Genomic DNA, 25,459 nt, shown 5'->3' on the forward strand with positions numbered 1-25,459 from the left:
TACCTCAGGCCCCCTTGGCCGCGGTGCGGACCAGGACGAGGCCGCCGTTCGGACCGGGAACCGCGCCCTTGATGAGCAGCAGACCCTTCTCCGCGTCAACGGCGTGGACGGTCAGGTTCTGGGTGGTGACCCGCTCGTTGCCCATGCGACCCGCCATGCGGAGGCCCTTGAACACACGGCCGGGGGTGGCGCAGCCACCGATGGAGCCGGGGGAGCGGTGCTTGCGCTGGGTGCCGTGTCCGGCGCCGAGGCCCTTGAAGTTGTGACGCTTCATGACACCGGCGAAGCCCTTGCCCTTGCTCTTGCCGGTCACGTCCACCTTGACGCCGGCCTCGAAGACCTCGGCGGAGATCTCCTGGCCCAGCGTGTACTCGGAGGCGTCCGCGGTGCGGATCTCGACGAGGTGGCGGCGGGGGGTGACGTCGGCCTTGGCGAAGTGGCCCTTGAGGGGCTTGTTCACCTTGCGCGGGTCGATCTCGCCGAAGGCGATCTGGACCGACTCGTAGCCGTCGACATCGTTCGTACGGACCTGGGTCACGACGTTGGGGCCGGCCTTGACGACGGTGACCGGAACAACACGGTTGTTCTCGTCCCACACCTGCGTCATGCCGAGCTTCTCGCCCAGGATTCCCTTGATCTGCTTAGCCATTCTCAGATCACCGACCCTCAGAGCTTGATCTCGATGTCGACACCGGCCGGGAGGTCGAGTCGCATCAGAGAGTCAACGGTCTTGGGCGTCGGGTCGAGGATGTCGATCAGGCGCTTGTGCGTGCGCATCTCGAAGTGCTCGCGCGAGTCCTTGTACTTGTGCGGCGACTTGATGACGCAGTACACGTTCTTCTCAGTGGGCAGCGGCACCGGGCCCGCGACCGACGCACCAGTGCGGGTCACCGTCTCGACGATCTTCTTCGCCGAGGAGTCGATGACCTCGTGGTCGTAGGCCTTGAGCCGGATGCGGATCTTCTGTCCCGCCATGGCTACTCAGTAGTCCTTTGTCTCGTTTAACGCTCTGGAACCCGGTGTTCCGTCACCCGCCCCTCCGACCCACGCGGTCGGGCGTGTCGCGCTCCCGCTGACACAGATGCCCCTTGTTCGAGCATCCCCAGTCCTGGGAAACGCGGCCCTTCCGGTACCGCGGGCCGGGGGCGGAGGTCCACCGGGTGCCTGGTCGGCGCCGCACCTTGCTTCCCGAAAGATTCCCGTACGTCCGCTCCAGCGCTGCCGTAAGGCAGTTGGGGCGACGAGTACTGTGGGACTCGCTTCCGGTCCTCCCGGCGGGAGGCGCGCAGCATCAACACTCGACCGAGCAACCCCGCTAGTCTGCCATACGGCGCAGCGCCTCCGCCAATCGAGCCGGAGAGATTACCCCGAGAGTGACACAGGTCAAACCCGGGTGCGGTGGCCGTCGCCCTGAGGGCGGTCGGGGGCCTCGCCCGGGTCGGGGGCCTGGCCTGGGTCGGTGTCGTCCCCGGAGTCGGGGAACACCAGCTTGGCCCCGCCCCTGATCGCCCCCAGGCACCCCAGCCCCAGAGCCAGCCGCAGGAACCGCATGCCCCCGTCCCAGTCGCGGGGAGCGCCGAAGACCAGCCAGAAGGCGAGGGAGACGGCGGCCAGAATCGTCGCCACGCCTGTCATGCGCATTACTAAATGACTCATGGGCGCCATGATCGCCCATGTCGTACCTCCGGCTCAGCCGGTTTCCGAGGTGCGCTCCCGAGGCGTCAGCCAGAACACCGTGCCCAGGGCCAGGACCAGGACGGCCGGGACCAGCAGGACCGCCGCCGGGTGCACCCCCTCGTGGAGGAGCCAGGCGCCCAGCAGGCCGCCGGTGAACATGGCGCCGACCGAGGCGAGGCGGCGGCCCTCGTTCGTGGCCCCCGAGCCGATCCGGGTGTCGGAGAGCAGGGGCAGCCCGCCGAGGAGCGCGGTCAGGGCGCGGGTGGACACCGTGGTGGGCAGGTCCGCGACCCGCACCCGCAGGGTGGTGACGTTGCGCACACCCATGGCCCCGGCGACCAGCGCGACCACGGCGAAGTGCGGACCTTCCGCCGCCGCGCCCGGCGCGGCGATGCCCGTGCGCCAGGCGACCACTCCGCCGAGCCCCAGCAACAGCGCCTCGCCGATCAGCGCGGGCGGGAACCAGCGCCGGTCTCGGGCGTCCACGATCGACTCGAACCGGGACCCGAGCACCGCGCCCACCGTGAAGCCGGCGAAGGAGACGCCCGCCGCCGCAGGGGACAGCCCGGCGGCACCCGTGAGCGCGAAGGAGAGGAAGAGGAGGTTGCCGGTCTGCACGGCGGTGAACACCGGGCCGAGGACCAGGAAGCTGACGGCCTCGATCACACCGGTCGTCACCGTGAGCACCACCATGATCGAGGTCAGCCCGACACCCGCTCTGGGCTTCATACCCGGACCCTAAGCCGCGCGTAATCCGCTCGCCCGCCCACGAGCCGCGCTCCTACGCTGATCAGGTAAGTCGGCTCACGGGGGCTGTCACGGGGGAACGTCCATCATGCGCACGCACTATCCGCGGACCAGGCATCTGCCCTGGTCCCCCGGCGCGACCGCCGACGACCTGCGGGTCACCGACCTGTCGGGCCTGCGCGGCCGCGAGGTCGTCGTGACCGAGAAGCTCGACGGCGAGAACACCACGCTCTACGCCGACGGCCTGCACGCCCGCTCGCTCGACTCCGCGCACCACCCCTCCCGTACCTGGGTCAAGGCGCTCCAGGCCCGTATCGGCCACGCGGTCCCGGCGGGCTGGCGGGTGTGCGGCGAGAACATGTTCGCCCGCCACTCCCTCGCGTACGACGACCTGGACAGCTTCTTCTACGGCTTCTCGGTGTGGGACGCGGACGGGCGCTGCCTGGGCTGGGACCGCACGGTGGACCTGCTGCGCGGGCTCGGCGTCCCCGTGCCGCGCGTGCTGTGGCGGGGCGTGTTCGACGAGAAGGCGCTGCGCGCGCTGCGGCTGGACCTCGGGCGGCAGGAGGGGTACGTCGTCCGCGTCGTGGACGGTTTCGCCGTGGACGAGTTCGGCGCGCGCGTCGCCAAGTGGGTACGGGCCGGGCACGTGCGGACGGACACCCACTGGATGCACGCGGCCGTCGTGGAAAACGGGTTGGGGGCGCGTGCGCCGCTGTGGGCCGTGCGCTCCGGCGCGCCCGTGGACGCCGACGCGCTGGCGGAGGCCGTCGGGCTGCCGGGCGAGGGGGACCGGGAGGCGGTGGCCCGCTTCGACCCGGAGGGGCGGACCGGGGACGAGCGGCTCGCCGGTGTGCTGGCCGCGCTGCTGCACGGGCACGCCCCGGGCGGCCGGCGGGCCCGGGTCGCCGCCCGACTGCCCGAAGCCGTGGGGATGCCACTCGCGCGCCGGGTCGCCGACCTGGTGGGGCTGCACCCCGCGCTGCACCGGCCGTATCCCGACGAGGACCGCCGGACGGGTCTGGCCCGGCTGTCCCTGGCCGCCGATCTCGGTCTGCTGCACGCGGTCGCCCGCGCCACGGCGGCGACGGACGAGGCACGCGAGCAGGTGGAGTGGTCGGCACTGCACGCCGAGGAGGTACGGGGCCTCGACGAGGCGGCCCTGGCGGAGGCGTTCGCGGAGCTGTCGGCCGACGCGGCGGTCCGGTGCCGGGCGGAGGCACGGGAGGCGTATGCGCGGGGGCGCGTGGGAGACGCGACGGAGGCCGTCGCGGCCACCTGGCGGTGGCGGTCCGGGGCCTTCCCGAGGCTGATCCAGCTGGTCGGCCCGGCAGGCAGCGGCAAGAGCACGTTCGCGCGGGGGCTCGCGGGCGTGGACACGTACGTATCACTGGACGACCTGCGCGCCGCGCGCGGCGCACGCGCCGACCAGCGGGCCAACGCCGATGTGCTGCGCGCCGGGCTCGACCGGCTGGACGCGGCGCTCGCCGCCGGCGGGACGACGGTGTGGGACGCCACCTCCCTCACCCACCAGCAGCGCTCACTGGTGCACGCGGTCGCCCACCGCCGCAACGCCCTGATCACCCACGCCGTGGTCCTGGTCGACGAGGACGAGCTGGTCCGCCGCAACGGCCGCCGCGAGCATCCCGTGCCGCCGGACGTGCTCACGGCCCAGCTGCGCCGTTTCACCCCGCCGTATCCGGGCGACGCCCACCGCACCTGGTACATCGGTGCGAGCGGGACCATAGAGGACGAGATCTGAGGGAGAGGTCCGAGGAACCGTGCGGACGAGCGAGGAGATCTACCACCGGGTGCGCTGGGACGCGCGCTTCGACCCGGCCCGCTTCGTGCTCGGCGTGCTCCAGCGGAACGCCGCCCCCAAGCGGGTCCCGCTGCCCGCGTTCGTGCCCGGCGGCGAGATCCCGTGGCACCGGGTGCTGTTCTTCGAGGCGGACGGCGAGCTGGTCTGGGACCGGGCCACGGGGACGGACCGCATCGACGCGACGGACGCGGGGCGCGTACGGGAGGCGCGTCTGCTCCGAGCGCCGTTCTTCACGGCGCGTACGCCGTACGCATGGGACGGAAAGGAGTGGGCCCCCGCGCGCTCACCGGGTGGCGCCGCCGCGGGAGCCGTACGCGTACTGACCTGGAACACCCTCTGGGACCGCTACGACGCCGATCTCATCGACAGCGCCCGCCGCAGGCCGCTGCTGCTGCGGGCGTTGCGTGCGGCCGACGTGGACGTGATCGCGTTGCAGGAGGTCGAGGCGGAGCTGCTGGGCATGCTGGTGCGCGAGCCCTGGGTACGGGACGGCTGGATCCTGGGGACGGATCCGCGCGGGCGGGACGTGGACGAGTGCGGTCTGCTCCTGCTGAGCCGGCTGCCGGTCCGCGAGGCCGCGTTCCACGCGTTGGGCCCGCACAAGGCGGTGACCGCCGTGGTCGTGGAAGCGGGCGCACGCCCCCTCGTCGTCGCGGCGACGCATCTGAGCAGTGACCACTCCACCGACGGGGCGGGGCGCCGCACCGCCGAACTGGCCCGGCTGGCCGAAGGGTTCGCGACCCTGGACGCCGATCTGCTGCTCCTCGGCGACTTCAACGACGGCGGCGACACCCCGCAGTCGACCCTGGGCATGCGGGACGCGTGGAGCGAGGCGCACGGCCGGGCGGACACGACTCCGACCTTCGACCCGACCGCCAACCCGCTGGCCGCGGTCTCGTCCCTGTCCGGACGGGCCTCCCGGCTGGACCGGGTACTGCTGCGCGGCACGGGTCTGGGGGTGCGCTCGGCCCGGCTGTACGGGGACTCGCCCACCCCGGAGGGGCTGTACGTCTCGGACCACTACGGCGTACGGGTGGAGGTGGCGCCCGAGGCCCCGGACACCGACGTCGCCCGCCGCCTCGACGCACGGCCGACGGCCCGTACGGCGCTGGCCTGGCTCCCTCCCGAGGAGCTGTGGCCGCCGATCCAGGACATCCGCCGCGACCACGACCCGCAGATCCACCGCTGGCCCCCGCATGTCAACGTCCTCTTCGGCTTCGCACCGGAGCACGCCTTCGAGGAGGCGGCCGCGCTGCTCGCGACGGCCGCGACCTCGCCGTTCGAAGCCCGGCTGGAGGGTGTGCACTGGTTCGGGCATCGCGATGACGCGACGGTGTGGCTGGACCCGGCGGCGGCCGGCGAGGGCCCGTGGGCCGACCTGCACAGCACCCTCGTACGCCACTTCCCGCACTGTCGCGGCCGCCGCGAGGGCTTCACCCCGCACCTCAGCCTGGGCCGCACCACCGACCCGAACACCCTGGCCAAGTCCTGCGAGGCCCGGCTGACCCCCATGCGGGCGCGGGTCGGCGAACTGGCCCTGCTGTCACGGCGCGGGGACGAGCCCATGCGGGTGCGCGGGACGGTGAGCCTGGGGACGGGAGAGGTGCGGTGGGCGCAGGAGCCGACGCCGTACGAGGTGGGCGGGGCCGGTGGCGACGACGAGGTGGCCGACCGGGCCGCCCGCCTCGTCGCGGAGGCGTTCCCGGACGGCGTCGTGCACGTGGTCGGCTCCCGGCGCATGGGCTGTGCGCTGCCGGGCGCGGACCTGGACCTGGTGGCGGCCCTGCCGGGAACGGTCGAACTGGCCGCTGTAGAGGCGAAGTTGACCGCGATGACGGGCGTGGCGGTCGGCGAGGTGCGCGAGGTGATCGGGGCACGCGTACCCGGCGTACGGCTGCGGCTCGACGGGCTGGATGTGGATCTGGCGGTCGTGGCCACCGGAGTGATGGATCCCGCGGAGGCGGTGGAGCGGCGGGCCGAGCAGGGTGAGGCGGCGGCGATCGCGCTCAGCGCGGTGAGCGACGCGGAGGCGGTGCTCGCGTCGGTGGGGGACCGCAGTGCGGCCTTCGCTGGGCTGGCCAGGCAGATCAAGGCGTGGGCGAGGGCGAGGGGCCTGGACTCGGCACCGTTCGGCGGGCTGCCGGGCCTGGCGTGGTCCGTACTGGTGGCCCGCACGGCGGCACGATCGGCCGATCTGCCACCGGCCGACCTCCTCCGGAAGTTCTTCGCGACGTGGGCGGCGTGGGACTGGCGCGAGCCGGTGGGAGAGCTGGACGGAGTCCCCGCCGGGCCCCTCACGGTCGCGACCCCGTCCGCCCCGGTCCGATCCTGTACTGACCAGGTCTCGGCAGGCATGCGAGACCTGGTTACACAAGAGCTGTTCCGGGCTTGGGAGTTGCTGGAAGAGGGGAGCCCCCTGTCCGTCCTCCTCACCCCTCCCCCACTCCACCGCCGCCACGCGGCCTGGGCGATCGTGACGGTGGGTTCGGGCGGAGGCGGGGGCGGGAGCCGGGACGAGGGCCGGGTCCGGGGCAGGATGCGGGCCCTGATCACGGACCTCGCCGAACTGGCCCCCGACTGCCACGCCTGGCCCCGCCCCTTCACCACGGCCCCCGCGCGCTATGCCATCGGCCTGGGCCAGACCCCGCCGACCGCCGCAGCGCTGACCGCCGTGGCGGAACGCCGACTACGCGGTCTGGCGGGAGTCACGCTGACGCGGGCGGAGGGCGGCGAGGTACCGACCCTGTACTGAGACTGAGACGGGGCTGAGAGGTCAGAGGACGTCGACGTAGTCCGACGCGCTGGTGGCGACACCGGTCGTCGAGTTGCCGTAGTAGACCCAGCGGTACGAGCCGTCGGCGGAGGCCTTGACCGTGGTCTTCAGCGCCCCCGTGCTGCTGGTGGTGGCCTTCTTGACCGTCTTGAAGGTGTCGGCGCCCTTGGCCTTGAACTGGAGGCTCACGGTACGGCCGCCGTAGCCGTCGTACTTCTTCGTGTTCCAGTTCGCCCGGGTCAGCTTGCCCGTGACGGTGATGGCCTTGCCCTTGGTGACGGGCTCCGGGGAGGCGTTGGCCGTGGCCTTGGCCGCGCGCTTGAGCTGGGCGGTCTTGGACCGCGTCTCCAGTTCCCCGGTCTTGAGACCGCCGTCGGCCTTCCACAGCTTCAGCGAGACGCCGACCTTCCACGTCGTGGCGTCGCTGTTGGAGTCGACGTGCTCCTGGCTCGGGTGCGGGTCGATGAAGAGGTTGCCCTCGCAGCGAGCGCGCTTGGAGTCGATCTCGTAGCAGGTGTAGCTGCCCGGCTGGATGAAGTTGTCCCCGGTGTCGGCCGCCGTCGCGATGCTGCCGCGGTAGAGGAAGGGATACGCGTCGTAGCGGGAGGGGTTGGACGTGCTGTACCCGGACGGCAGCGCGATGTTGAAGGAGATGGGCGGCTCGAGCTCCTTCGACGTGCCGACCACGATCGGCTTGCCGTGATTGATGACGATGTCCGACACGGTGATACCGGTGTCCGCCGCCTGAGCCGCCGGCGCGTTCAGCACCGAGAGCCCGAGCGCCCCCACGAGCGTGGCCACCGCGACGGTCCGTCTGCCTGACTTCATTCACACCTCTTCGAATGGATGTCCGTACGGGAGGCGGCAGAGTACCAAGCTTGATCTCGCGGCGATTCCCCACGTCAAGCCCGCCGCAACGCGTCAGCCCCCTCCGCAACTTCAGCGTGCGGCTGTCACCCACGCCTCGGGGAGCCCGTCTCGCCCGCCTTCTCGCCACCGAGCAACTGCGCGCATGGGAAATGCCCTTGCACCCGGCGGACCACATCGTCGCCGAGCTGGCGGCCAACGCGGCGACGCACGGACGCGTTCGGGGCCGCGACTTCGACCTGACGATGTACGTCATCGGTGTCACCCTGCGCATCGAGGTGACGGACACGTGCCGCGAACGGCTTCCCCGAGCCCAACGCCCCTCCCCCGCCGCCGAGTCCGGCCGGGGCCTCCTCCTCGTCGAGGCACTCGCCGACCGCTGGGGCACCGCCCAGGGGCGCCCGCCGCGCAAGACCGTCTGGGCCGAGATCACCCTGCGAACACCACCGGAACCGGAACCCGATGTCGTGTGCTTCGGTGCGGCGGACGGTCTTTCCCCAAGAACCCCGGGAGAGAAAGAACCCCACCAAACCCCACCCCTCCTCCCGCCCGGCAGGCCGCCTCACCCTCGCGGGTGAACATCGCCCACTCGGCTGGATTCGGGAGCGGTCACCTGCCCTACTCTCGGCGCAACACAACCGCAGACAGACAACGGCCCCCGCCGGGACGGCAATCCCAGTGCGAGGGCCTGACCACCAAGGAAGAGAACCGCTTCCCGATGGATACCCAGCACCCTAGCGCGCCCCCGCGCGCCCACGCCCGGCTTGCCGACAACAACCACCCGAACCGGCAGAGCCCCTCCGGCGGCGGCCTGATCCACGACCACACCCGCCACACCACCCGCTTCACGGTGATCGGCAACCACCTCGCCCAGCACCCGGAGCTGTCGCTCCTCGCCATCGGGCTGGCGACGCACATCCAGTCGCTGCCGAAGGGCGCCCGCGTCGACATCAAGAGCCTCGCGGCCCGCTTCAAAGAGGGCGCGACCCGGATCGCCGCCGCGCTGAACGAGTTGCAGGACCACGGCTACCTGCGCCGGGAGCGCGTACGCACCCCCGGCGGCCGGATCGTCACCCGTACGACCTCCTGCAACCAGCCCGGCCACAACAGGGCCGACAACGAGCCCGGGGCACGCCCGGCGCACGCGCCCCGGAAGGACCGCCAGGACCCGAGGCAAAAGACCCCCCGCAAGCCCCTCCCCACCGTCCCCCAGCCCGCCTACCGCTCCCCCACCCTCCTCCAGACCGCCACCGATCTCCTCGCCGACCTGCGCCGCACGGACCCCCGCCTGCTCCTCTCGGCGTGCGACACGGCCCACCTCGCCCCGGGCGTGGCCGCCTGGCTGGAGCGCGACCTCACCCCCACCGCCGTACGCCACGCCCTGACCGGCGACCTCCCGAACGAGCCCCTCCACCGCCCGGCCGCGTTCCTGGCCCACCGGCTCATCGCGCAGCTGCCGCCCCTGCCGCCGTTCCGGGAGCCCGCGTCACCACCTGCCGTCCACTACGACATGACGAACTGCGACGGCTGTGACCGTGGCTTCCGGGGCCCGAAGGGGAGCCGCTGCCGCGACTGCACGTCCGATCCCGTGCACCCGCATGGAGGCCGCCTAGCATGAACGTGACGATCCTTGCCCACGGGCCCACACGAGGAGCGAGCGCCATGACCATCGCCTCGGACAACGCGCAGCACGGCGCCCCCCACGTCTACCGGGCCATGCGGGACTTCGTTCAGTCGATGGACGACACCCTCCCCGGCAAATTCGAGATCACCAAGGAAGGGATCGTCCACGACATGGTGTCTCCGGGAGGACCTCACGAAGTGACGGCAGCGCATGTCAGCCGCCGTCTGGAGAAACTCATGCCGGAGGAGTTGCTGGCCCACAACGGCACGCCCGACGTGGAGGACGAGCCGGAAGGCATCATGCGCCACCCCGATGTGATGGTGATCGCCTGGGACGATCTCAATGTCCCGGGCTCCATCGACCCCAGGACACTCGTCGCCGCGATCGAGATCGTGTCCCGCACCAACCCCGACAACGACTGGGTCACCAAGATGCGCGACTACCCCCTGCTCGGCATCCCCGTCTACGCCGTCTTCGACCCCCGCACCGGCACAGGCGCCGTCCTCACCGACATCCACGCCACCCCGGACGGCCCGCGCTACGCCACCCGCAAGGACTTCGTGTACGGCGAGGACGTCACCATCGCCGACTGGACCATCTCCACGGAGAACCTGCCCCGCTACCCGGACAAGGGCTGAGGGGGACGCCGGGGGCCGAGATCACCGCCCCGCAGCCAACCCCTCCCGCAGCGCCCCGTACGCCGGCTTCCGCCCGTACTCCTCGTCCATCGGGGTCGCCGAACCCTCGCCCTCGAACACGCCCGGCACCCACGAGTACCGGTCCGTGAACCCCCACACCGTGAAGGACGTACAGCTCCGCGCCCCCAGGCACGCGTCCAGCAGGCGCCGGTAGTACGACGCCTGGGTCGCGAGCTTGTCGGCATCGGTCGGCAGGATCATCCGTACGTCCACCTCCGTGAACGCCGTCCGCATCCCCAGCGCCTCGAAGCGGGCCAGGTTCGCGGGAACATCGGCCGGGAAGCCGTACTGGATCGCGAGGTGCCCTTGCGCGCCGAAGCCCTGCACCGGTACGCCCTCCGCGCGCAACCGCTTCGCCAGTTCGTAGTACGCCGTGGACTTCGCGTTGACGCCCTCCACGTTGTAGTCGTTGAGGAAGAGCTTCGCCTTCGGATCGGCGGCGTGCGCCCAGCGGAACGCGTCCGCGATGTACGACGGGCCCAGCTCACGCAGCCAGATGGAGTTCCGCAGGCTGCCGTCCTCCTCGAAGACCTCGTTGACCACGTCCCACTGCTGGATCTTCCCCTTGTACCGCTTCACCTCGGTGGTGATGTGGTTCCTGAGGATGCCGCGCAGCTCCGTCGCGCCGATGGATCCGTCCGCCACCCCGGCCGTCAGCCAGCCCGGCAGCTGGCTGTGCCAGACCAGGGTGTGCCCGCGCACCACCTGCCCGTTCGCCCGCGCGAAACGGACCAGGTCGTCGGCGGCCTTCCAGTCGTACGCACCCCGCTGCGGCTCCACCGACTCCCACTTCATGACGTTCTCGGCGGTCACCGAGTTGAACTCACGGACCGTCGTCCGGCGGTACGTCCGGTCGTCCGCGAGGGCCGCCATGTCGACGGCCGTGCCTACGCGTACGCCGGCGCGGTCGGCGAGCGCCCGCAGCGACGGGCCGGCATGAGGTCCGTGCGCCGAGGCCGGCGGCACGGCCACCGCCGTGGACAGCAGCGCCCCGGCGACCATCCCGAGCGCGGGCATGCGAAACCGTTTCACGTACGTCATCTCCAGGTCCCTTCTCAGTTCTCAGATCTCGGATCTCGGATCTCGGATCGGGATCTCGCAGATCCGGCGGCTCTCCAGCGGCCCCAGATACGTCGGCGTCAACCCGCCCGTGTCGATCACCAGGCGCTGCACCACCACCGTCGGGTCGACCATCCAGAACGTCAGCCGGTGCACCCCGGGCCCGGAGATCGCGTGCCGGGTCACCGTCACGTTGACGTTGTCCGAGGTGTTGCGCGCCCACTGCTTGTTCATGAGCCCGTCGTCGGCCCCGGTGACGGCGTTGATGTCGACGACCTGGGGTTCCGCGCCGTCGAACGACACCCCGTATCGCAGGCCCCCCGTCGGAAGCGCCGGATTCCTCGGCGAGAGATACGCCCGGACCGTCACCTCCTCCACGGCCGACAGGAGACTCACCTCGTACTCCAGCCGCGGCCCGGCCCCGCCCGGCGTCTGCCGGGGCGCCGTCACGGGCCACGGCGTCATCCCCGCCCCCGTACGTCCGATCCGCTCGATCCGGCGCCAGCGCACGCGCCCGTCGGCCGACCCCACCGCCCGCGCGTGGTGCTCCGCGTCGATCGCGACATAGCCGCCCGCCTCGACGAATCCCCTGAGACCCCGCGCCTCCCTCGCCGACGGCTTCTCCGCGACGGCCCTCACCGTGACCGACGCCCCCGCCCCGCGCACCGTCAGCGCCCCCTCCACACGCCGCCCACCGTCCGGCACCCGCCCCCAGTCCACCCGCACCGCCACGCGTTCCTGCTCCTCGACCCGCCCCCGCAACCGCTCCACCACCAGCCACGGCACCGACGGCTCGATCCGGTACGAGAAGGGCGTACGCCCCCGGTTGAAGATCTCCACGTACTGCTGGGGCCTGGTCTGGTACGGGCTGAACACCGGAAGCACCGGCTCCGCACCAGAAGCTCCAGAAGCTCCAGAAGCTCCAGAAGCTCCAAAGGCATCAGAAGCCCCAGAAGCACCGGCCCCGGGCCACCACTGCCCGGAGTCCTCGGAACCGTCCACCGCCACCCCCAACTCGGCGGCCTCCGGGACCTCGATCCGCCGCACCTTGGGGAAGATCTCGTCCGGCAGCGCCACATGGTCCTTCTCCGGCTGCTGCCATCCGGCATTCGGGCCGTAGCGCTCCACGTCCCCGTACCCGATGTGCGGCTGGGTCTGGAAGCCCCGCCACTTCCCGCCCGCCACCTCGGCGTTGAAGCGATCGGCCAGCTCGAAGTCCCGCTCCAGACCCGCCTCCGCCTCGGCCGCCATACGATTCGTCGCCGCCCGCCCCTGCCCCGCGTACAGCAGGTTGCGGAACTCGGCCTCCCGCAGCCCGTACAGGTTCGCGGTGGCCGCCACCTCGTACCCGACCAGCTCGAACCACGCGTCCCGCATGCTCTCCGGAAGCCGCCCGCCGGCCCGCTCGGCCCGTCTCGTCAGAGCCCGCCACTCCTGCGTGACCCGCTCCAACTCGCGGTGACCGAAGTAGAAGGGCGTCTCCTGGTCGTCGTAGACCACCTCGGTGGTGCCCTCGGCGACCGTGATCCGCCGGTTCAGCAGCTCGGGCTTGCGGCGCCCCTGAAGCTGTCCGTACGTGCTCAGCACCTCGGCGACCTCGGCCGCGGCCTGCTCCCCGAAGTGCAGCCGCGCGAAACCCCGCTCCCACTCCCCCAGGTTCTCCAGATCCCAACGCCCGGGATTCCAGGCGTAGTCGAGGAAGAACTCGGTCGGCAGCTCGTTGCCCTTCAGGTCGCCGACGTTCGCCACCCACAGGCCGTGGTTGCCGTAGGCGTCCGCCTCGTGCAGCTGCTCCCAGAGGTTCGCCAGGTTGGCGGTGTCCACCCACTTGTAGTTGCGCCCGACCCCGACGTAGTCGAAGTGGTAGTACAACCCGTACCCCCCGGGCCGTACGGGCTCCCCGGAGTCCGGATGCTTGCGGATGTTCCCCCAGTTGTCGTCCGTGAGGACCACGGTCACGTCGCCGGGCGCCCGCAGCCCCCGGTCCCAGTAGCGCTGGACCTCCTTGTAGAGGGTCCACACCTGCGGGGTCTCCGAGGCGGGCCGCCCCGTCTCCTCCTCGATGATCCCGCGCTGTGCCGCGATGATCTCCTGCATCAGCTCGATGCCGTCACCGTCCGGCAGGCTCGTGTCTCCGTTCCCCCGCATGCCCAGCGTGACGACGCCCTCGAAGCCCTGGTCCACCATGCGCCGGATGCCGTCGCGCCAGTACGCCCGCACGGCCTCGGCGTTGCGCCGGTACGACCACTCCCCGGTGCCCCCGTAGGGGTCCCGCCCGGGGGTGACCACATTGCCCGCGCTGTCCCGCACGGCCGGTACCGCATGGCGGTTCCACTCCTCGATCCCCCGCATCATGGGCGCCTCGTGAGACGTGCCCATGACAATTCCGTACTCCGTCGCCCGCGCGTGATTCTCCGGATCGTCCTCGGCGAAGGCCCGCCCCCACACCGCCGGCCAGACATAGTTGCCCTTGAGCCGCAGCAGCGCCTCGAAGACCTTGGCCCAGAAGTCCGCGGTGAAGCCCCCGGGGTGCCCCGGCGCCTTCCCGGGCCCGAAGTACGCCGGCGCCCACGTCCCGAGCGCCGGGTTCTCGTCGTTGATGAAGACACCCCGGTACTTCACGGCCGGCGTCCCCTGACTGAAGCGGCCCGGCCGCACGTACACCGCCGCACGCCGGACCGGCGGCACGTCGTCCCACCAGTACCAGGGCGAGACCCCGAGCCCGTACGAGACGTCGTACGCACCGTAGATCGTGCCGCGCTGGTCGCTGCCCGCGATGACGAAGGCCCGCCGCACGCCGGGCATCGGCCGCTCGACGACCGTCTGCAACGAGGTCTCCCACTTCCCCCGCACCCCGTCGACGTCCAGCTTCCCGGCGTCGATCAGCCCGTCGATCAGGGGACTGCGCCCGATGGTCCCCACCAGGACCACCTCCCGCGCGACCTCGCTCCCCGGCCGGACCCCCGTCACCCGCTCGATGTCGTCCCGCAGGTCCCCCGCGACCCGTACGACCCCGGCGTGATCCTCGGAACTGACCACGACCGGGGCACCGACCAGCGGAAACGCCCCCGGCACGGGCGTGAAGGAGAGATACGCCCCCGAGTCCGTCAACCGCGGGGCCCCGCCACCCCCCTGGGCCCACGCACCCTCGCCCCCCATCGAGAGCACCGGCACAGCACCGATCCCCGCGCCGAGCACACCCCTACGGCTGACGTACCCAGACATGCCACACCCCTCGACAGGTCGTCCCGAAGCCGGGATTTGCTCAGTGCCATGACAAATGGTGGAGGGAGTGAAGCGAGGGGACAACGGGTCGAACGCGCCGAATAGTTTCGAACGAGCTGCCCGCACGGCCGACGCCGTACGGGCCCGCTCGGCCTACTTCGACTTCAGGGACTTCTCGAACACCTCGGGCCCCTCCCAGGGCACTTCCTTGCACGGCTTGATCCGACCCTTGACCGCGTACATGCTTCCGGCGGGGCTGATACCGCCCTTCACCGGCTCGGGCTCCTCAAAGGCGATGGTGTCACCGGGACGCAGCGTGTACTTCCAGACTTCGTCCGCGCGGACGACCACCCCAGGAGGTGGCGACTCACCGCGCGGCTGCGCGCAGACATAGCCGCTCCTGGGCTTGTCGACGCTGACGAAGATGCCCAACTCGCGCAGTCGTTCGGCGAGTTCTCCCTGGAACTCCCACTTCTCGATGTCCTCGACGCTGACCGTGACACTGCCGTCCGCATGCTGCTCGATCGCGTACGCCTGCGCTCCCCCGGTCGACGCGGGAAGCGCGACCACAGTCGCCCCCGCCGCCACGACGCACGCCGCGAGGGCGACGAGCGCCCGCCGCGCGGTGATCCGGCGGCGGATCACCGGCTGCGGCACCGGGTTCTCCGCCCGCAGCGCGATCTCCCGCTGGAGCTCCTCCAGCAGCCGGTCCTCGAAAGTCTTCGCGTTCTCCGCCGTCCTCGTCCCGTCCGTGCTCATGCCTCTCCCCCCGCGTACGTGAGTGCTGCCGCCTGCCCGCTGTCCCCGCCCGTCGCGGCCGACCGCAGCGCCCTGCGCGCCCGGTGCAGCCGTACGCGCGCCGTGACCTTGCGTATCCCCAGCGCCATGGCCGCCTCGGTGACGCTCAGCTCGTCGACGGCGACCAGCTCGATCACCGCCCGTTCCCCGTCGTTCAGCCCCTCCAGGGCGGCCAGCGCCCGGCGCCCGGCCTCCTCCGCGTCGAGCTTCTCCTCCAGCCGGCCGATGTCGTCGGCCTCCAGCAGCCGTCGCCCGGCGACCCTGCTGCCGAGTGCGCTCTGCCGCGCGCTGCGGCGCGCCTCCGCCGCCACCACGTTGCGCGCGATGCCGTACAGCCAGGCCGTCTCGCTGCCGAGGTCGGGCCGGTAGGCGCGGGCGGAGTCGATCACCGCGAGGAAGGTCTCGGCGGTGAGGTCGGCGACGGTGTGCGGATCGGTGACCCGCCGGGCCATGAAGCGCGTGACGGCGTCGACGTGGCGGCGGTAGAAGATCTCGAACGCGGCCGGGTCGTACATCTCTCCCGGCGGACCGCCCCTGCTTCTCGTGTGCGGTGCCAAGGTGTGCACCTCTCGTCATCGGTCATGCTGTCACCCGTACTTGGTCCGCCGGGCCAAAAGCGTTACGGGCAAGCGAAAGGGCCCGTACGACCGAAGTCGTACGGGCCCCTTCAGGAGCTCAGCTTGGTGCTGGAGCTACCAGGTCAGACCGACAAGATCACTTCGTGATCTTGATGACCTGGCCGGCGCCCACGGTCCGGCCACCCTCACGGATGGCGAACTTCAGGCCCTCTTCCATGGCGATGGGCTGGATGAGCTCCACCTTCATCTCGGTGTTGTCACCCGGCATCACCATCTCGGTGCCCTCGGGGAGGGTCACAACGCCCGTCACGTCCGTCGTACGGAAGTAGAACTGCGGACGGTAGTTGTTGAAGAACGGCGTGTGGCGGCCACCCTCGTCCTTGGACAGGATGTAGGCCTGGGCCTCGAACTCGGTGTGCGGGGTGACCGAACCGGGCTTGATGATGACCTGGCCGCGCTCGACGTCCTCGCGCTTGATGCCACGGAGGAGCAGACCGACGTTCTCACCGGCCTGGCCCTCGTCGAGCAGCTTGCGGAACATCTCGATGCCGGTGACCGTGGTGGTGGTCTTCTCGGTCTTGATACCGATGATGTCGACGGTCTCGTTGACCTTGAGGACACCACGCTCGATACGACCGGTGACGACGGTGCCACGACCGGTGATCGTGAAGACGTCCTCGATCGGCATCAGGAACGGCTTGTCGACGTCGCGCTCCGGCTCCGGGATCGCGGTGTCGACGGCGGCCATCAGGTCCAGGACCGACTGGCCCCACTCCTTGTCGCCCTCGAGCGCCTTGAGCGCGGAGACCTTGACGACCGGAACGTCGTCGCCCGGGAACTCGTACTCGGAGAGCAGCTCACGGACCTCGAGCTCGACGAGCTCCAGGATCTCCTCGTCGTCCACCATGTCGGCCTTGTTCAGGGCGACGACGATGTACGGAACGCCGACCTGGCGGGCCAGGAGCACGTGCTCCTTGGTCTGCGGCATCGGGCCGTCGGTGGCGGCGACAACGAGGATGGCGCCGTCCATCTGCGCCGCACCCGTGATCATGTTCTTGATGTAGTCCGCGTGACCGGGGCAGTCGACGTGGGCGTAGTGACGGGTCTCCGTCTGGTACTCGACGTGCGCGATGGAGATGGTGATACCGCGCTGGCGCTCCTCGGGAGCCTTGTCGATCTGGTCGAACGCCGAGGCCTCGTTCAGGTCCGGGAACGCGTCGTGCAGCACCTTGGTAATGGCGGCCGTGAGGGTCGTCTTACCGTGGTCGATGTGACCGATGGTGCCGATGTTGACGTGCGGCTTAGTCCGCTCGAACTTCGCCTTCGCCACTGGGGTCCTCCTGTGGAGTGGTTCTGAACGCCTTGCTTCATCGGCGCCAGGTGATCTTTGCTGGAAAGTCCGGGTCCCGGGGCAAACAACCGTGTTTGTGGCCGTTTGCCCCACGAGGCTCCGGAGTCAAGCCTAAAGCGTGTGCACGCGGTGCGTTGAACGCGGTGGTCCAACGCCGTGCGTTACTCGCCCTTGGCCTTCGCGATGATCTCCTCGGCGACGTTCCGCGGAACCTCGGCGTAGGAGTCGAACTGCATCGAGTAGCTTGCGCGACCCGAGGTCTTGCTGCGGAGGTCTCCGACGTAGCCGAACATCTCCGAGAGGGGCACGAGGCCCTTCACGACGCGGGCACCGGCCCGCTCCTCCATGGCCTGGATCTGACCACGGCGGGAGTTGATGTCGCCGATGACCTCACCCATGTAGTCCTCGGGCGTGGTGACCTCGACGGCCATCATCGGCTCAAGGAGCACGGGGGACGCCTTGCGCGCGGCCTCCTTGAAGGCCTGCGAACCGGCGATCTTGAACGCGAGCTCGGAGGAGTCGACCTCGTGGTAGCCACCGTCGATGAGCGTGACGCGGACGCCCGTCATCTCGTAGCCCGCGAGGATGCCGAACTGCATGGCCTCCTGCGCACCGGCGTCCACCGAAGGGATGTACTCCTTCGGGATGCGGCCACCGGTCACCTTGTTCACGAACTCGTACGAGGCGTCGCCGCCCTCGATCGGCTCGATCGCGATCTGCACCTTGGCGAACTGACCGGTACCACCGGTCTGCTTCTTGTGCGTGTAGTCGACGCGCTCGACGGCCTTGCGGATCGTCTCGCGGTAGGCGACCTGCGGCTTGCCGACGTTGGCCTCGACCTTGAACTCACGGCGCATACGGTCGACCAGCACCTCGAGGTGCAGCTCGCCCATACCACCGATGATGGTCTGGCCGGTCTCCTCGTCCGAGTGGACCTGGAAGGAGGGGTCCTCCTCCGCGAGACGCTGGATGGCGACACCCAGCTTCTCCTGGTCACCCTTGGACTTGGGCTCGATGGCGACCTGGATGACCGGCGCCGGGAAGTCCATGGACTCCAGGATCACCGGCTGCTTGTCGTCGCACAGCGTCTCACCGGTCGTGGTCTGCTTCAGACCCATGACGGCGATGATGTCGCCGGCGCCCACCGACTCGATCTCCTCACGCTTGTTCGCGTGCATGCGGTAGATCTTGCCGATGCGCTCCTTCTTGCCCTTGACGGAGTTCAGCACGGCGGTGCCGGACTCCAGGCGGCCCGAGTAGACCCGGACGAAGGTGAGCTTGCCGAGGTGCGGGTCGCTCATGATCTTGAACGCCAGCGCGGACAGCGGCTCGTCGTCGGACGGCTTGCGCTTGACGACCTCCTCCGGGTCGTTCACGGCGTGGCCCTCGATGGCCTCGACGTCGAGCGGCGTGGGGAGGTAGCGCACGACCGCGTCGAGCAGGGGCTGGACGCCCTTGTTCTTGAACGCGGTGCCACAGAACACCGGGGTGACCGTGGTGTCGTTGGACTTGCCGGACGCGATGGTGATGCGACGGATCGCGGCGTACAGCTGCTCCTCGGTGGGCTCCTCGCCCTCCAGGTACAGCTCCATGATCTCTTCGTCGTTCTCGGCGACGGCCTCGACGAGCTTGCCGCGGTACTCCTCGGCAGCCTCGGTGTGCGTGGCCGGGATGTCGACGACGTCGTACATCTCACCCTTGGCGGCCTCGGCGGACCAGACCAGGGCCTTCATCGTCACGAGGTCGACGACGCCCTTGAAGTCGGCCTCGGCGCCGATCGGGAGCTGCATGACGAGCGGCTGGGCGCCCAGACGGTCCGAGATCATGTCCACGCAGCGGTGGAACTCGGCGCCGGTACGGTCCAGCTTGTTGACGAAGCAGATGCGGGGCACGCCGTAACGGTCGGCCTGACGCCACACCGTCTCCGACTGCGGCTCCACGCCGGCAACGCCGTCGAACACCGTCACGGCACCGTCGAGGACGCGGAGCGAACGCTCCACCTCTACGGTGAAGTCGACGTGACCCGGGGTGTCGATGATGTTGATGGTGTGGTCGACGCCCTCGAGCGGCCAGTGACAGGTGGTGGCAGCAGAGGTGATCGTGATGCCACGCTCCTGCTCCTGCTCCATCCAGTCCATGGTGGCGGCGCCGTCGTGGACCTCACCGATCTTGTACGAAACGCCGGTGTAGAACAGGATCCGCTCGGTGGTGGTCGTCTTGCCCGCGTCGATGTGGGCCATGATCCCGATGTTGCGGACCCTGGCCAGGTCAAGCGAAGTGGTAGCCATAAGGCTTCAGTCTTCTCTCGGTCTCGATGGGGTCTGCGACTACCAGCGGTAGTGCGCGAAGGCCTTGTTGGACTCGGCCATCTTGTGCGTGTCCTCGCGCTTCTTCACAGCGGCACCCAGGCCGTTGGAGGCGTCGAGAAGCTCGTTGAGCAGACGCTCGGTCATGGTCTTCTCGCGACGGGCGCGGGAGTAACCGACCAGCCAGCGCAGCGCGAGCGTGTTGGCACGACCGGGCTTGACCTCGATCGGAACCTGGTACGTCGCACCACCGACACGGCGGGACTTGACCTCGAGGGTCGGCTTGATGTTCTCCAGAGCGCGCTTCAGCGTGATGATCGGGTCGTTGCCCGTCTTCTCACGCAGGCCCTCCATGGCGCCGTAGACGATGCGCTCGGCGGTGGAGCGCTTGCCGTTCAGCAGCACCTTGTTGATGAGCGAGGTGACCAGAGGAGAACCGTAGACCGGGTCGATGATGACCGGGCGCTTCGGGGCGGGGCCCTTACGAGGCATTCTTACTTCTCCTTCTTGGCGCCGTAGCGGCTGCGGGCCTGCTTGCGGTTCTTGACACCCTGGGTGTCCAGGGAACCGCGGATGATCTTGTAGCGAACACCCGGCAGGTCCTTCACACGGCCACCACGCACGAGCACGATGGAGTGCTCCTGCAGGTTGTGTCCCTCACCCGGAATGTAAGCGGTGACCTCGATCCCGCTGGTCAGACGCACACGCGCGACCTTACGCAGGGCCGAGTTCGGCTTCTTCGGGGTGGTCGTGAACACACGCGTGCAGACGCCGCGACGCTGGGGCGAACCCTCGAGTGCGGGCGTCTTGTTCTTCTCGACCTTGTCCTGCCGGCCCTTACGGACCAGCTGCTGGATCGTAGGCACTACTTCTCCGGTTTCTGTGTGCCGAATGGTGAAGCTAACCCGGAACATTCGCCGACCCACGCGGTCGGGTGTGTCGAAACTGCTCAACTCCCGCCGCGAGGCAGAAAGGGCGCAGAGTACGGCGGCCGCTTACGGCTCCCCCTGTGCGGTTGAAGGCACGCACGAGAGCCAGGGCACACCCCAGGCACAAGGTCTGAGCGTACCTACCTCATTCGCTATGGTCAAAACAAATGGGCGGGCGGTGGTTTAACGACGAACGTCTCCGCACCGACACGTCCGCGCCACCGGCCCGCCGGAGCTCAGGTTCCGCTGCTCGACGACACTCCCGCGATCATCAGGAGCAGCAGGAAGAAGGCCCAGCCCGCCACGGAGAGCCAGCCGAGGATCAGACCGGCCAGGGCGAAGCCCTCACCGCCCTCGCCGGTGCGCTTCATCTCGGCACGGGCGGTGTGGCCCAGGATGACCGCCGGGATGCCGGTGAGCCCCAGCGACATGGTCGTGAGCACACCGCAGACCATCGCGCCCACGGCCTTGCCGTTGGTGGGCGGCGGCAGCACGGGGGCCGGCATGAACGTTCTCGGGACCATGGGCTGCATGGGCGCCATGACGCTCGGCTGCGCCGCTGTGGGCCCCTGGGGCAGGTCGGCGACCAGGAGGGTCAGCTCCCCCACCGTACGCGCCTGGTAGGCCCTCTCGACGCGCCTCTCGTACTCGTCCTGCGGGAGGCGGCCCTCGCTGAAGCCGGCCTTCAACACATCGACGGCACGCTCACGGTCGGCATGTGCGGCGAGCATGGAGGGACCACTGCCCTGCGCCTGCTGCCACGGCATCGGCTGCCACGACGGATTCGACACGAGAAACTCCCCCGGACTGGTTGTCCCCCCATGATGCGACAACGCACGCCCCCCGGCACCGGTTCCCCCGCACCGTTTCTGTCCCGGTTCTGCCACATCGCACACCCGTACGCCCGCCCTGCACGCCCGTACGCCACCCTGGGCGCCCGTACGCCACCCCGACACACGCCAGTGACGAGACGCCGAAGGGCGGCCACCCGAAGGTGACCGCCCCTCAACTCAAGCGGCTGCGATCGCTCGCCTACTGGTTGTACGGACCGTAGTCGTAGTCCTCCAGCGGGACGGCCTGGCCGGAGCCCGTGCCGAACGGCGAGTAGTCGATGTCGTCGTAGCCGACGGCCGAGTACATCGCGGCCTTGGCCTCCTCGGTCGGCTCCACCCGGATGTTGCGGTAGCGGGACAGACCCGTACCGGCCGGGATGAGCTTACCGATGATGACGTTCTCCTTGAGGCCGATGAGGCTGTCGGACTTGGCGTTGATCGCCGCGTCCGTCAGGACTCGGGTCGTCTCCTGGAAGGAGGCGGCCGACAGCCAGGATTCCGTCGCCAGCGAGGCCTTGGTGATACCCATCAGCTGCGGACGACCGGAGGCCGGGTGACCGCCCTCCTGGACCACACGACGGTTCTCGGTCTCGAACTTCGAGCGCTCGACCAGCTCACCGGGCAGCAGCTCGGCGTCGCCGGACTCGATGATCGTCACACGGCGGAGCATCTGCCGGATGATGATCTCGATGTGCTTGTCGTGGATCGACACACCCTGCGAGTTGTAGACCTTCTGGACCTCGCCGACCAGGTGGACCTGGACGGCACGCTGACCCAGGATGCGCAGCACGTCGTGCGGGTTGGTGGCACCCACGGTGAGCTTCTGGCCCACCTCGACGTGCTCGCCCTCGCTCACCAGCAGACGGGCGCGCTTCGAGATCGGGAACGCCGTCTCGTCGCTGCCGTCGTCCGGCGTGATGACGATCTTCTTGGTCTTCTCCGTCTCCTCGATGCGGACGCGACCGGCCGCCTCGGAGATCGGCGCGACACCCTTGGGCGTACGGGCCTCGAAGAGCTCGACGACACGCGGCAGACCCTGCGTGATGTCGTCACCGGCCACACCACCGGTGTGGAAGGTACGCATCGTCAGCTGGGTACCGGGCTCACCGATGGACTGGGCGGCGATGATGCCGACCGCCTCACCGATGTCGACCAGCTTGCCGGTGGCCAGGGAGCGGCCGTAGCACATGGCACACGTGCCGACCTTGGACTCACAGGTCAGGATCGAGCGGGTCTTGACCTCCTCGACACCGTGGTGCACGAGCTGGTCGATGAGCACGTCGCCCAGGTCCACGTTGGCCGGCGCGATCACCTTGCCGTCGATGACGACGTCCTCGGCGAGCATGCGGGCGTAGACGCTGGTCTCGACGTCCTCGGCCTTGCGCAGGACCCCGGTCTCGTCCTTCGAGGCGATCCGCAGCTTCAGACCGCGCTCGGTGCCGCAGTCCTCCTCGCGGATGATGACGTCCTGCGAGACGTCCACCAGACGACGGGTCAGGTAACCCGAGTCGGCGGTACGCAGGGCGGTGTCCGCCAGACCCTTACGGGCACCGTGCGTGGAGATGAAGTACTCCAGCACGGACAGGCCCTCACGGAACGAGGCCTTGATGGGACGCGGGATGGTCTCGTTCTTCGCGTTCGACACCAGACCGCGCATACCCGCGATCTGCCGCATCTGCATCATGTTTCCTCGGGCACCCGAGTCGACCATCATGAAGATGGGGTTGGTCTTGGGGAAGTTCGCGTTCATCGCCTCGGCGACCTCGTTGGTCGCCTTGGTCCAGATCGCGATGAGCTCCTGCGTGCGCTCTTCCTTGGTGATCAGACCGCGCTCGTACTGCTTCTGGACCTTCTCGTCCTGCGCCTCGTACCCGCGGACGATCTCCTTCTTCGCCTCGGGAACGACGACGTCGGAGATGGCCACGGTGACACCGGAACGGGTCGCCCAGTAGAAGCCGGCCGCCTTCAGGTTGTCGAGCGTCGCCGCCACGATGACCTTGGGGTAGCGCTCGGCGAGGTCGTTGACGATCTCGGAGAGCTGCTTCTTGCCCACCGAGTAGTCGACGAACGGGTAGTCCTCGGGCAGCAGCTCGTTGAAGAGCGCCCGGCCGAGCGTGGTCTTCAGCCGGAAGCTGTCACCCTGCTGCCACTCCGGCTCACCCTCCTCGCGCGCCGGCGGGGTCCACCCGCGCGGCGGGATGGTGCCCACCGGGAAGCGGATGTCGATCGCGGACTGCAGCGCGAGCTCGTCGGCGTCGAACGCCATGATCGCCTCGGCCGTGGAGGCGAACGAACGCCCCTCGCCCTTGGTGTCACGGAGTTCGCCGTCGGTGGTGAGGAAGAACAGACCGAGGACCATGTCCTGGGTCGGCATCGTCACCGGACGGCCGTCGGCGGGCTTGAGGATGTTGTTCGAGGACAGCATCAGGATGCGGGCCTCGGCCTGCGCCTCCGCGGAGAGCGGCAGGTGGACGGCCATCTGGTCACCGTCGAAGTCCGCGTTGAACGCGGTGCAGACGAGCGGGTGGATCTGGATGGCCTTGCCCTCGACCAGCTGCGGCTCGAAGGCCTGGATGCCGAGGCGGTGCAGGGTGGGAGCACGGTTCAGCAGCACCGGGTGCTCGGCGATGACCTCTTCGAGGACGTCGTACACGACGGTGCGGCCGCGCTCCACCATGCGCTTGGCGCTCTTGATGTTCTGCGCGTGGTTGAGGTCCACGAGCCGCTTCATCACGAACGGCTTGAAGAGCTCCAGCGCCATCGCCTTCGGCAGACCGCACTGGTGCAGCTTCAGCTGCGGACCGACGACGATCACGGAACGCGCGGAGTAGTCCACACGCTTACCGAGCAGGTTCTGACGGAATCGACCCTGCTTGCCCTTCAGCATGTCGCTGAGGGACTTCAGCGGGCGGTTACCGGGACCGGTGACCGGGCGACCACGACGACCGTTGTCGAAGAGGGCGTCGACGGCCTCCTGGAGCATGCGCTTCTCGTTGTTGACGATGATCTCGGGCGCGCCGAGGTCGAGAAGCCGCTTCAGACGGTTGTTCCGGTTGATCACACGGCGGTACAGGTCGTTCAGGTCGGAGGTCGCGAAGCGGCCACCGTCCAGCTGCACCATCGGACGCAGGTCCGGCGGGATGACCGGCACGCAGTCGAGCACCATGCCCTTGGGGCTGTTGCTGGTCTGCAGGAACGCGGAGACGACCTTGAGGCGCTTGAGCGCACGGGTCTTCTTCTGGCCCTTGCCGGTACGGATGATCTCGCGGAGGCGCTCGGCCTCCTCGTCGAGGTCGAAGGACTCCAGGCGCTTCTGCAGCGCCGCGGCACCCATCGAACCGTCGAAGTACGTGCCGAAGCGGTCACGCAGCTCGCGGTAGAGGAGCTCGTCGCCCTCCAGGTCCTGGACCTTGAGGTTCTTGAACCGGGTCCACACCTCGTCGAGACGGTCGATCTCGCGCTGCGAACGGTCGCGCAGCTGCTTCATCTCACGCTCGGCGCCCTCGCGCACCTTGCGGCGCACGTCGGCCTTGGCGCCCTCGGCCTCCAGCTCGGCCAGGTCGGTCTCGAGCTTCTTGGCGCGGGCCTCCAGGTCGGCGTCCCGGCGGTTCTCGATCTGCTGCCGCTCGACGGAGACGTGCGCCTCCAGGGAGGGCAGGTCGCGCGTACGGCGCTCCTCGTCGACGTACGTGATCATGTACGCCGCGAAGTAGATGACCTTCTCCAGGTCCTTCGGGGCGAGGTCGAGCAGGTAGCCCAGCCGCGACGGAACGCCCTTGAAGTACCAGATGTGGGTGACGGGAGCGGCCAGCTCGATGTGGCCCATCCGCTCACGGCGCACCTTGGCGCGCGTGACCTCGACGCCACAGCGCTCACAGATGATGCCCTTGAAGCGGACACGCTTGTACTTGCCGCAGTAGCACTCCCAGTCCCGGGTCGGACCGAAGATCTTCTCGCAGAAGAGTCCGTCCTTTTCGGGCTTCAGGGTGCGGTAGTTGATCGTCTCGGGCTTCTTGACCTCGCCGTGGCTCCACTGACGGATGTCGTCAGCGGTGGCCAGACCGATCCGGAGCTCGTCGAAGAAGTTGACGTCGAGCACTATGCGTCAATCCCTCTCAGGGTTGTAAGTCTTTGGTCTGATACGGGGGTCCTGGGGCCGGCCGGGCTCTTCA

At 69.4% G+C, this 25,459-nt stretch carries 20 protein-coding genes; 5 read left to right on the forward strand and 15 right to left on the reverse strand.

What is annotated here, in order from left to right; translation table 11 throughout:
• Positions 1-4 precede the first annotated feature (4 nt).
• From rplC to ACZ9QC_RS15885, 4 genes are all read right to left on the reverse strand, one after another.
• On the reverse strand, positions 5-649 hold the full coding sequence (rplC, locus tag ACZ9QC_RS15870; RefSeq protein WP_005481233.1) for a 50S ribosomal protein L3: 645 nt from the start codon (positions 647-649) through the stop codon (positions 5-7).
• Positions 650-666: 17 nt separating this feature from the next.
• Positions 667-975 carry a 30S ribosomal protein S10 gene (gene rpsJ, locus ACZ9QC_RS15875; protein ID WP_003948644.1) on the reverse strand — a complete coding sequence of 103 codons (309 nt, stop codon included), beginning with the start codon at positions 973-975 and terminating at the stop codon, positions 667-669.
• A gap of 408 nt (positions 976-1,383) precedes the next feature.
• Positions 1,384-1,656: a hypothetical protein gene (locus tag ACZ9QC_RS15880; RefSeq protein WP_472920717.1), complete on the reverse strand. Its 273-nt coding sequence runs from the start codon at positions 1,654-1,656 to the stop codon at positions 1,384-1,386.
• A 33-nt stretch (positions 1,657-1,689) separates the two neighbouring features.
• Positions 1,690-2,406: a YoaK family protein gene (locus ACZ9QC_RS15885; protein WP_472920718.1), complete on the reverse strand. Its 717-nt coding sequence runs from the start codon at positions 2,404-2,406 to the stop codon at positions 1,690-1,692.
• A 106-nt stretch (positions 2,407-2,512) separates the two neighbouring features.
• On the opposite strand from ACZ9QC_RS15885, the gene ACZ9QC_RS15890 reads away from it, so the two are divergent.
• Both ACZ9QC_RS15890 and ACZ9QC_RS15895 read left to right on the forward strand, forming a co-directional pair.
• A complete protein-coding gene (locus tag ACZ9QC_RS15890; RefSeq protein ID WP_472920719.1) occupies positions 2,513-4,186 on the forward strand; it encodes an RNA ligase family protein in 1,674 nt (557 codons plus the stop codon).
• A gap of 19 nt (positions 4,187-4,205) precedes the next feature.
• The gene (locus tag ACZ9QC_RS15895; protein WP_472920720.1) at positions 4,206-6,998 is read left to right on the forward strand and encodes a poly(A) polymerase; all 2,793 of its coding nucleotides are present in this window, start codon (positions 4,206-4,208) and stop codon (positions 6,996-6,998) included.
• Positions 6,999-7,019: 21 nt separating this feature from the next.
• On the opposite strand, the gene ACZ9QC_RS15900 is transcribed toward ACZ9QC_RS15895, so the two are convergent.
• Positions 7,020-7,847, reverse strand: a complete 828-nt coding sequence (locus ACZ9QC_RS15900) for a hypothetical protein (protein WP_472920721.1) — start codon at positions 7,845-7,847, stop codon at positions 7,020-7,022.
• Between the two features lie 14 nt (positions 7,848-7,861).
• On the opposite strand from ACZ9QC_RS15900, the gene ACZ9QC_RS15905 reads away from it, so the two are divergent.
• From ACZ9QC_RS15905 to ACZ9QC_RS15915, 3 genes are all read left to right on the forward strand, one after another.
• Complete coding sequence (locus ACZ9QC_RS15905; protein WP_472920722.1) at positions 7,862-8,464, forward strand: ATP-binding protein; 603 nt, start codon at positions 7,862-7,864, stop codon at positions 8,462-8,464.
• Between the two features lie 140 nt (positions 8,465-8,604).
• A complete protein-coding gene (locus tag ACZ9QC_RS15910) occupies positions 8,605-9,504 on the forward strand; it encodes a helix-turn-helix domain-containing protein (RefSeq protein ID WP_472920723.1) in 900 nt (299 codons plus the stop codon).
• Between the two features lie 44 nt (positions 9,505-9,548).
• Positions 9,549-10,148, forward strand: a complete 600-nt coding sequence (locus ACZ9QC_RS15915) for a Uma2 family endonuclease (protein WP_472920724.1) — start codon at positions 9,549-9,551, stop codon at positions 10,146-10,148.
• Positions 10,149-10,169: 21 nt separating this feature from the next.
• On the opposite strand, the gene ACZ9QC_RS15920 is transcribed toward ACZ9QC_RS15915, so the two are convergent.
• From ACZ9QC_RS15920 to ACZ9QC_RS15965, 10 genes are all read right to left on the reverse strand, one after another.
• Positions 10,170-11,249, reverse strand: a complete 1,080-nt coding sequence (locus tag ACZ9QC_RS15920) for an endo-1,4-beta-xylanase (protein ID WP_472920725.1) — start codon at positions 11,247-11,249, stop codon at positions 10,170-10,172.
• A 21-nt stretch (positions 11,250-11,270) separates the two neighbouring features.
• Complete coding sequence (locus ACZ9QC_RS15925) at positions 11,271-14,492, reverse strand: glycosyl hydrolase 115 family protein (protein WP_472920726.1); 3,222 nt, start codon at positions 14,490-14,492, stop codon at positions 11,271-11,273.
• A 153-nt stretch (positions 14,493-14,645) separates the two neighbouring features.
• Positions 14,646-15,251 carry a hypothetical protein gene (locus ACZ9QC_RS15930; protein ID WP_472920727.1) on the reverse strand — a complete coding sequence of 202 codons (606 nt, stop codon included), beginning with the start codon at positions 15,249-15,251 and terminating at the stop codon, positions 14,646-14,648.
• Complete coding sequence (locus ACZ9QC_RS15935; RefSeq protein ID WP_472921703.1) at positions 15,248-15,805, reverse strand: RNA polymerase sigma factor; 558 nt, start codon at positions 15,803-15,805, stop codon at positions 15,248-15,250. The genes ACZ9QC_RS15930 and ACZ9QC_RS15935 overlap by 4 nt, the downstream gene beginning before the upstream one ends.
• A gap of 199 nt (positions 15,806-16,004) precedes the next feature.
• Positions 16,005-17,198: an elongation factor Tu gene (gene tuf, locus ACZ9QC_RS15940; RefSeq protein WP_045559444.1), complete on the reverse strand. Its 1,194-nt coding sequence runs from the start codon at positions 17,196-17,198 to the stop codon at positions 16,005-16,007.
• A 182-nt stretch (positions 17,199-17,380) separates the two neighbouring features.
• Positions 17,381-19,507: an elongation factor G gene (fusA, locus tag ACZ9QC_RS15945; protein ID WP_215448519.1), complete on the reverse strand. Its 2,127-nt coding sequence runs from the start codon at positions 19,505-19,507 to the stop codon at positions 17,381-17,383.
• 39 nt (positions 19,508-19,546) lie between these two features.
• Positions 19,547-20,017 carry a 30S ribosomal protein S7 gene (gene rpsG, locus ACZ9QC_RS15950; RefSeq protein WP_003992340.1) on the reverse strand — a complete coding sequence of 157 codons (471 nt, stop codon included), beginning with the start codon at positions 20,015-20,017 and terminating at the stop codon, positions 19,547-19,549.
• A 2-nt stretch (positions 20,018-20,019) separates the two neighbouring features.
• On the reverse strand, positions 20,020-20,391 hold the full coding sequence (gene rpsL / locus ACZ9QC_RS15955) for a 30S ribosomal protein S12 (protein ID WP_003948652.1): 372 nt from the start codon (positions 20,389-20,391) through the stop codon (positions 20,020-20,022).
• A 299-nt stretch (positions 20,392-20,690) separates the two neighbouring features.
• The gene (locus ACZ9QC_RS15960) at positions 20,691-21,185 is read right to left on the reverse strand and encodes a DUF1707 and DUF4190 domain-containing protein (RefSeq protein ID WP_472921704.1); all 495 of its coding nucleotides are present in this window, start codon (positions 21,183-21,185) and stop codon (positions 20,691-20,693) included.
• A 301-nt stretch (positions 21,186-21,486) separates the two neighbouring features.
• Positions 21,487-25,386 carry a DNA-directed RNA polymerase subunit beta' gene (locus tag ACZ9QC_RS15965; RefSeq protein WP_215448518.1) on the reverse strand — a complete coding sequence of 1,300 codons (3,900 nt, stop codon included), beginning with the start codon at positions 25,384-25,386 and terminating at the stop codon, positions 21,487-21,489.
• Between the last annotated feature and the right edge of the window lie 73 nt (positions 25,387-25,459).

The sequence above is a fragment of the Streptomyces sp. HUAS MS02 genome (genome assembly GCF_055702265.1).

Excerpts from the sequence above, each read along its gene's own strand:
- ACZ9QC_RS15900 (WP_472920721.1), bottom strand. The coding sequence starts at position 7,847 with ATGAAGTCAGGCAGACGGACCGTCGCGGTGGCCACGCTCGTGGGGGCG.
- rpsG (WP_003992340.1), bottom strand. The coding sequence starts at position 20,017 with ATGCCTCGTAAGGGCCCCGCCCCGAAGCGCCCGGTCATCATCGACCCG.
- rplC (WP_005481233.1), bottom strand. The coding sequence starts at position 649 with ATGGCTAAGCAGATCAAGGGAATCCTGGGCGAGAAGCTCGGCATGACG.
- ACZ9QC_RS15920 (WP_472920725.1), bottom strand. The coding sequence starts at position 11,249 with ATGACGTACGTGAAACGGTTTCGCATGCCCGCGCTCGGGATGGTCGCC.
- ACZ9QC_RS15930 (WP_472920727.1), bottom strand. The coding sequence starts at position 15,251 with ATGAGCACGGACGGGACGAGGACGGCGGAGAACGCGAAGACTTTCGAG.
- ACZ9QC_RS15880 (WP_472920717.1), bottom strand. The coding sequence starts at position 1,656 with ATGAGTCATTTAGTAATGCGCATGACAGGCGTGGCGACGATTCTGGCC.
- ACZ9QC_RS15915 (WP_472920724.1), top strand. The coding sequence starts at position 9,549 with ATGACCATCGCCTCGGACAACGCGCAGCACGGCGCCCCCCACGTCTAC.
- ACZ9QC_RS15910 (WP_472920723.1), top strand. The coding sequence starts at position 8,605 with ATGGATACCCAGCACCCTAGCGCGCCCCCGCGCGCCCACGCCCGGCTT.
- fusA (WP_215448519.1), bottom strand. The coding sequence starts at position 19,507 with ATGGCTACCACTTCGCTTGACCTGGCCAGGGTCCGCAACATCGGGATC.
- ACZ9QC_RS15960 (WP_472921704.1), bottom strand. The coding sequence starts at position 21,185 with ATGCTCGCCGCACATGCCGACCGTGAGCGTGCCGTCGATGTGTTGAAG.
- ACZ9QC_RS15935 (WP_472921703.1), bottom strand. The coding sequence starts at position 15,805 with ATGTACGACCCGGCCGCGTTCGAGATCTTCTACCGCCGCCACGTCGAC.
- ACZ9QC_RS15885 (WP_472920718.1), bottom strand. The coding sequence starts at position 2,406 with ATGAAGCCCAGAGCGGGTGTCGGGCTGACCTCGATCATGGTGGTGCTC.
- ACZ9QC_RS15925 (WP_472920726.1), bottom strand. The coding sequence starts at position 14,492 with ATGTCTGGGTACGTCAGCCGTAGGGGTGTGCTCGGCGCGGGGATCGGT.
- ACZ9QC_RS15905 (WP_472920722.1), top strand. The coding sequence starts at position 7,862 with ATGGATGTCCGTACGGGAGGCGGCAGAGTACCAAGCTTGATCTCGCGG.
- rpsJ (WP_003948644.1), bottom strand. The coding sequence starts at position 975 with ATGGCGGGACAGAAGATCCGCATCCGGCTCAAGGCCTACGACCACGAG.
- ACZ9QC_RS15890 (WP_472920719.1), top strand. The coding sequence starts at position 2,513 with ATGCGCACGCACTATCCGCGGACCAGGCATCTGCCCTGGTCCCCCGGC.